This is a genomic window from Azohydromonas lata (assembly GCF_034427735.1).
GTDB classification, from domain to species: Bacteria; Pseudomonadota; Gammaproteobacteria; order Burkholderiales; family Burkholderiaceae_C; genus Azohydromonas; species Azohydromonas lata.
Genome location: NZ_JAXOJX010000255.1, coordinates 1 through 284 on the forward strand (window position 1 = coordinate 1; position 284 = coordinate 284).

1 protein-coding gene is annotated in these 284 nt (G+C 69.0%); it reads left to right on the forward strand.

All coding sequences use genetic code 11. The annotated features are described in order from the left end of the window. Positions 1-284, forward strand: a 284-nt coding sequence (locus tag SM757_RS35290) for a hypothetical protein (RefSeq protein ID WP_322468908.1), incomplete at both ends; no start/stop codon positions are given.

Consider the following 284-nt stretch of genomic DNA (forward strand, 5'->3'; position numbering starts at 1 on the left):
GCCAAGACCGGCACGGACATCGTGGCCGTGGGCTCCAACGTGACGGCCGCGCTGAGCGCAGGCACGTCCGCGTCGCTGCGCCTGAGCAACGCCAGCTTCGGCCTGCGCTCGGGAGCGGCCGGTACCACGGCGTTCGAACTGGCCAATGGCACGCTGACGGCCAATGTCGACGGCCTGGGCAACCTCAAGGCCACTTCGGTGGCCGTGCAGTACACGGGGGCTAGTGCGTCCGTGACGGCCGGCACGAAGGTGAGCGTTGGCAGCCAGAGCTACACGTTCAGCCA